Genomic DNA, 6,412 nt, shown 5'->3' with positions numbered 1-6,412 from the left:
CGATTTTCCCCCGCAGGACATCATCTTTGACCCCAACGTACTCACCGTGGCGACCGGCATCGAGGAGCACGACCGCTACGCGCTCGACTTCATCGAGGCGACACGTTGGATCAAGGCGAACCTGCCGGGCGCGCTGGTATCGGGCGGGATCTCCAACGTGTCCTTTTCGTTCCGGGGGAACAACCACGTCCGCGAGGCGATGCACGCGGTCTTCCTGTACCACGCCATTCGTGCTGGGCTGGATATGGGCATTGTGAACGCCGGGATGCTCGCCGTCTACGAGGACATCGAACCGGAGCTGCGGGAGGCGGTGGAGGACGTGATTCTGGCCCGCAGGCCGGACGCGACCGAGCGCCTGATCACTCTGGCCGAGCGGTACAAAGCCGTCAAGCGCGAGGCGAGCGCCCAGAGTGCCTGGCGGGAGTGGCCCGTCGCCGAGCGGCTTAAGCACGCCTTGGTTCACGGGATCACCGAATACGTCGTGGAGGATGCCGAGGAAGCCTACCAGCGTCTCGGCTCGCCGCTCGCCGTGATCGAGGGGCCGCTGATGGACGGCATGAACGTGGTGGGCGACCTGTTTGGAGCTGGAAAGATGTTCCTGCCGCAGGTCGTCAAGTCCGCCCGGGTGATGAAACGCGCGGTGGCGCACCTCACTCCGTACCTCGAAGCGCAGAAGCAAGAAAGCGGCGGCAAGGGCCGGGTGCTCCTTGCCACCGTAAAGGGCGACGTGCACGACATCGGCAAGAACATCGTGGGCGTGGTTCTCGCCTGCAACGGCTACGAGGTCACGGATCTGGGCGTGATGGTTCCTGCGGAAAAGATTCTGGACACCGCGCAGGAGCTAGGAGCGGACGTGATCGGCCTCTCGGGCCTGATTACCCCCTCGCTCGACGAGATGGTGCATGTGGCCCGCGAGATGACCCGCCGGGGCCTACAGACGCCACTCCTGATCGGCGGCGCAACCACCAGCCGCGCCCATACCGCCGTCAAGATCGAGCCCGCCTATCCCGGCCGGGTGATTCATGTGCTCGATGCCAGCCGGGCGGTGGGCGTGGTGGGCGACCTGCTCTCGCAGCCCGGCGCGGTGCAGGAGCGTGTGCGGGAGGAATACGCCGCCCTGCGTGAACGGCACGGCGAGCGCCAGGTTCGCCTCATCCCGCTTGAGCAGGCTCGCGCCCGAGCGCCACGCCTCTCCCCTACCCTGCCACCCCCTCCCCGCGAACTGGGCCGCCACGTCATCGAGCAGCCCCTCAGCGAGCTGCTCGACTACATCGACTGGACGCCCTTCTTCATCGCCTGGGAGATGAAGGGCGTCTACCCGAGCATCCTCACCGATCCGCTGCGGGGAGCAGAAGCCCGCCGCCTCTTCGACGACGCGCAGGCTCTCCTGCGGCGCATCATCCAGGAAGGACTGCTGGAGGCACGCGGCGTGATCGGGCTGTGGCCGGCGCGGCGAGAGGGAGATGACATCGTGGTGGAGGCAGAGCGCACCGCGCGGCTGCACACCCTTCGGCAGCAGCGCGACCAAGCCACCCCCAACACCGCCCTGGCCGACTTTGTGGCCCGGCGGGGCGACCACATCGGGGCCTTTGGGGTCGCCATCCACGGCGCCGAAGAACTCGCCCGCACCTTTGAAGCCCAGCACGACGATTACAGCGCAATTCTGACCAAGGCGGTGGCCGACCGCCTGGCCGAGGCCTTTGCCGAGAAGCTCCACCGTGACGTGCGGGTACGGTACTGGGGCTACGCGCCTGACGAGGCTCTGGACAACAAGGCGCTTATCCAGGAGCGCTACCAGGGCATTCGCCCTGCTCCCGGCTATCCTGCCCAGCCCGACCACACCGAGAAACGCACCCTGTTCAACCTCCTGCACGCGGAGGAAGTCGGCCTCTCGCTCACCGAATCGGGCGCCATGTTCCCCGCCGCTGCCGTTTCAGGCCTGTACTTTGCCCATCCCGAAGCACACTACTTTGCGGTGGGCCGAATCGGGCGCGATCAGGTGGAAGACTACGCAGAGCGCAAGGGCTGGAGCGTCGAGGAAGCCGAGCGCTGGCTGGGGCCCATCCTCGCGTATGACCCGGCCAGGGTGGTGCCGCCCTTTCCGCAGCCCGCTCCCCTGCAACCCGCCGCCGGGAGCGTCCAGTGACGCGCGTTTCCATCGAACTTGTCCCCCGCAGCCGCTCAGGCCTGAGGGCCGAGCTGGAAGTGGTCGCGCAGCACCTGCCGGGCGTCTGCACCGTAAACGTGCCCGACCTCACCCGGTTTTCCACGCGGTCTTGGATCGGCTGCTCCTTTGCGCGGCCCCGTTACCGCGCGATTCCGCACATCCGTGCCGTGGACCTCAACCCCGCCGCCGCCCTGCCGATGGCGGAGGCATTGGAGGCAGCGGGCATCGACGAGGTGCTTATCATCACCGGCGACGCCCCAGCCGACATGAGCGCCCAGGTCTACGACGTGGACGCCGTGCGGGCGATCCGCCGCTTTCGGCGCGAGCTCCCACACCTCCGGGTCTACGCGGGCCTAGACCCCTACCGTCACAGCTTCGCCCGCGAACGCGACTACCTGGAGCGCAAGCTTGACGCGGGCGCGTGCGGGTTTTTTACCCAGCCCTTTTTTGACCTGCGCCTGATGGACGCCTACGCCGACCTCATCCCAGAAGGTGCCGAAGTCTGGTGGGGCGCCACCACCGTCACCAGCGAAGCCACCCTGAACTACTGGCGTGCCCGCAACCACGCCGTTTTCCCCCGCCAGTTCCAGCCCACCTTGGAATGGAACCGCGCCTTTGCCGCCCAAGCGCTTGCCTTCGCCCGCGAGCGCGGCCAGCACATGTACTTTATGCCCGTGAAGGCCGACGTACGGGCGTACCTCGAGGGCATTGTGTAGGGCCGCAGCCGCCCCGAAGGACGGCTGCAACCCGCCGGGGTGGGGCGCACGCGGTTGGCCAGGTGGTTTCAATCCTCAGCCGCCCCGAAGGACGGCTGCAACGGCAACACCTGGGGCGATACGTTCTGGGGCACCGTCGTTTCAATCCTCAGCCGCCCCGAAGGACGGCTGCAACGGGCATCATGGTTCGCCGCAGGAACGGGGTCATTACGTTTCAATCCTCAGCCGCCCCGAAGGACGGCTGCAACCGCCTGCTGCCTCACTGGACGCCTGCTGCCTCACTGGTTTCAATCCTCAGCCGCCCCGAAGGACGGCTGCAACGCGCGAGAATCTGCCATTGCCGCGCCGGATAGTTCCCGGTTTCAATCCTCAGCCGCCCCGAAGGACGGCTGCAACGTGCGAATTCAGCGCCTTTCGTTGGGAGAAGTATGGTTTCAATCCTCAGCCGCCCCGAAGGACGGCTGCAACGTGATTGATGCCGTCGTGCGCGACATGCGCTAGCTCAAAGGCACGTTTCAATCCTCAGCCGCCCCGAAGGACGGCTGCAACATGGGAGTCGAAGTCTCGCTGTACGGGGAACAGTTCGTTTCAATCCTCAGCCGCCCCGAAGGACGGCTGCAACCTGGTGGAAGGGTGCATACCCGTGTTTTCAATTTTGTTTCAATCCTCAGCCGCCCCGAAGGACGGCTGCAACGACATACTCTGCCATATCTGGCATAATTATCTCAGTTTCAATCCTCAGCCGCCCCGAAGGACGGCTGCAACAACTCCAACCGCTAAAGCGGTTGGATTCTCAGGCGTTTCAATCCTCAGCCGCCCCGAAGGACGGCTGCAACCCGGGCGAGGCCTACGAGGTTGAGCGGGACGGCGCGTTTCAATCCTCAGCCGCCCCGAAGGACGGCTGCAACGCTACGATAGCCGCCACTTGGCGGGCAAGCGTGTTTCAATCCTCAGCCGCCCCGAAGGACGGCTGCAACCGCGCGGAGCCGAGGCGTCCATCCTCAGCCGCCCCGGTTTCAATCCTCAGCCGCCCCGAAGGACGGCTGCAACCGCCGCCACTTGAGCGGAGAGCATCTCGCACTCGGCGTTTCAATCCTCAGCCGCCCCGAAGGACGGCTGCAACCCCTCCCCATTTCCCTGGTCCCTCTCAGGAAAGTTTCAATCCTCAGCCGCCCCGAAGGACGGCTGCAACGTGAGTGTGGGGCTGGCGGGAACGCTCACCTATCGTTTCAATCCTCAGCCGCCCCGAAGGACGGCTGCAACATCGAATTCGTAGACAAGTGGGGAATTGACAACGTTTCAATCCTCAGCCGCCCCGAAGGACGGCTGCAACCCGAGAAGTTGAAGGCGATTGAAAGCGGGTATAAGTTTCAATCCTCAGCCGCCCCGAAGGACGGCTGCAACAAAGAGTTCTCTATCCCTCTCGAAGATCTTGGCGTGTTTCAATCCTCAGCCGCCCCGAAGGACGGCTGCAACACGTTCCCCAGCCTGGACCTGCTGGGCGGCGTCACGGTTTCAATCCTCAGCCGCCCCGAAGGACGGCTGCAACACGGTTGGCCGCGCAGCACGACGGGGTTGTCGGAAATAGAGTTTCAATCCTCAGCCGCCCCGAAGGACGGCTGCAACCCGTGTCGTCCCGCACCTTGCCCGGCTGCATGTTTCAATCCTCAGCCGCCCCGAAGGACGGCTGCAACGCCGGGCCAGGACCGTCTTCACGAACTCGGTGATGTAGTTTCAATCCTCAGCCGCCCCGAAGGACGGCTGCAACGAGGTAGTGCGCGAAGGCTTCCACTTGATTCTCTGCAGTTTCAATCCTCAGCCGCCCCGAAGGACGGCTGCAACCTGGGCAAACAGCTCGGCGGCGGCGCGGACGTTGGAGTTTCAATCCTCAGCCGCCCCGAAGGACGGCTGCAACCCCACACAAGGAGGGTTCTAATGCCCACCCGCAGAGTTTCAATCCTCAGCCGCCCCGAAGGACGGCTGCAACGGGCGGGGCGGTGTTCATGGTCACCAAATATTTGGGTTTCAATCCTCAGCCGCCCCGAAGGACGGCTGCAACGGTTCGCCATCCGGATGCGTCCCAGACGGCTCCCCGCCATCAGTTTGCGCGAACCTCCCCAGAGCTGTCCAGTTTTTGGAGGTGGCCTTGAGGGTCAGTTGTCAAAGATCCCGTCCCAGGGGGACTTTTTGCTTTGCGCGAACCCCCCGGGGTTTTTTCGTCACGTGGGGTTCGCGCAGTCTACTGCTCGCTGTTGTCGATGACCAGTGTCAGGCTCTTTGTCACCTTGCCGTTGGCGGGCACATCTACACGCAGCTCGGCGGAAGCATTCTGGCCCTTGGTCACGCCGTCGATCAGAATGCGGCGACCGTTGACCCGTTCGGTGACTTCGGCACGGACAGGGCGGTCTTTGCTGTTCTCGAAGGCATAGGTCACTCGGTAGGTGCTTCTCAGGACGTTGCCCTGGGGGTTCCGGTCGCTGCTCAGAAGCTGGACGGTTCGCGTGTAGCGAACGTCGGGATCACTGCCTAGGCTGAATTCAATCAGCTCACCCTTTGGGGTCTCAGTCAGAGTGGTTTGTCCAACAATACGGCCCTCCTCGCGCACCGTTAGGCTGCCGCCCGGCAGACGCTGGTCAGCTTTGAGGCGGTAGAAGCGGCTGAGGGTGCCGGAGCTATTCTGGGGCGTGAAGTAGGTGTTCAGGCCCGCATACCGCTCAAACAGCGTCAGCTTGGGCGCCAGAAAGGGCAACGTGACCGTGCTGTTGGCCGGAAGGGTGAAGGGGGTAGAAAGCGCGTAGCGGTACAGGCCGCGCAGCTCGCCAAGCGAGTTGATTTTGGGCGCGGCGTCGGCAGCGGCGGTGGCCTCAACCCGGGCACTCATGTACGGCGCGGGCATCGGCGGTCCCTGTACGTTCACGTCTCCGGCATAGAGTTCGGTCGTCTTGACGTCGTAGGCGAGATCGGCGGTGTTGCGAATATCGGCCAGGGCCGAGAGCTGCGCGCCGCTGGCACTGGCGTCCAGGGTATAGCGCGGTGCCCAGGTCACGGCGCGGGTGAGGTAGGACAGGGTGCCGCTTCCCGGCTGCGGCAGCGTAAAGGTGAGCGTCTGGGTGGGCGCCTGCGGGTTGGGGGGCGGCAGCACGTCGAAGATCAGCTCCTCGAAGCGCACCGTTCGGTAACGGCCCTGCGCGTCCCGCACAAGCAGGTCACGGGCACGAACCAGCGTGACGGGTTCTGCACGGCCGTCCTCCTTGTTCACGTACACCCGTTTGCCCTCCAGCGAGGCCAGCCAGCCTGCCTCCTGCCGCTGCACGGCGCTGCTAAAACGAAGGCCGTCCAGATCCAGGGTGCCGGGAAGAAGGCCCGCCCAGGCGGCCTCGGGCAGCGTGACCGTCAGGGTGGTCCCGGCAGCTCGCACAGGTTCACGCACCTCCGCGAAGCTGGGATAGATCCGGAGGTCGGCGGCCGAGGCGGTTCCCAGGGTGGCCAACAGGGCCAGCGTCACAATGCTCCTCATGAGAGCAGCTTG

At 64.9% G+C, this 6,412-nt stretch carries 3 protein-coding genes, 1 pseudogene and 1 CRISPR repeat array (1 of these 5 cut by a window edge); of the genes and pseudogenes, 2 read left to right on the top strand and 2 right to left on the bottom strand.

Features of this window, described 5'->3' with window-relative positions; translation table 11 throughout:
• Nucleotides 1–2,146, top strand: the 3' portion of a protein-coding gene (gene metH, locus EI73_RS02485; RefSeq protein ID WP_034383877.1) for a methionine synthase. The gene continues 1,526 nt to the left of window position 1, outside the view; only the last 2,146 of its 3,672 coding nucleotides appear in the window; the start codon falls outside the window, past its left edge; the stop codon is at nt 2,144–2,146.
• 218 nt (nt 2,147–2,364) lie between these two features.
• A pseudogene (locus EI73_RS16925) lies at nt 2,365–2,586 on the top strand (methylenetetrahydrofolate reductase); the annotation flags it as partial.
• Here the strand turns inward: EI73_RS16925 and EI73_RS16660 are convergent.
• Both EI73_RS16660 and EI73_RS02475 read right to left on the bottom strand, forming a co-directional pair.
• A complete protein-coding gene (locus EI73_RS16660) occupies nt 2,521–2,826 on the bottom strand; it encodes a hypothetical protein (RefSeq protein ID WP_034383876.1) in 306 nt (101 codons plus the stop codon). The pseudogene EI73_RS16925 and the gene EI73_RS16660 overlap by 66 nt on opposite strands.
• Nucleotides 2,827–2,877: 51 nt before the next feature.
• Nucleotides 2,878–4,942: direct repeats of the CRISPR family, unit length 37 nt; unit sequence GTTTCAATCCTCAGCCGCCCCGAAGGACGGCTGCAAC.
• A 180-nt stretch (nt 4,943–5,122) separates the two neighbouring features.
• Nucleotides 5,123–6,400, bottom strand: coding sequence for a DUF4139 domain-containing protein (locus EI73_RS02475; RefSeq protein WP_034383875.1), 1,278 nt, complete (start codon nt 6,398–6,400; stop codon nt 5,123–5,125).
• Nucleotides 6,401–6,412 lie beyond the last annotated feature (12 nt).

This window comes from Deinococcus sp. YIM 77859 (assembly GCF_000745175.1).
In the GTDB taxonomy this organism is placed as follows: Bacteria; Deinococcota; Deinococci; order Deinococcales; family Deinococcaceae; genus Deinococcus.
Note: the sequence above shows the minus strand (reverse complement) of the source record. Positions and strands in the feature narration are given on the sequence as shown.

Coding starts and splice junctions, on each gene's coding strand:
- EI73_RS02475 (WP_034383875.1), bottom strand. CDS start 6,400: ATGAGGAGCATTGTGACGCTGGCCCTGTTGGCCACCCTGGGAACCGCC.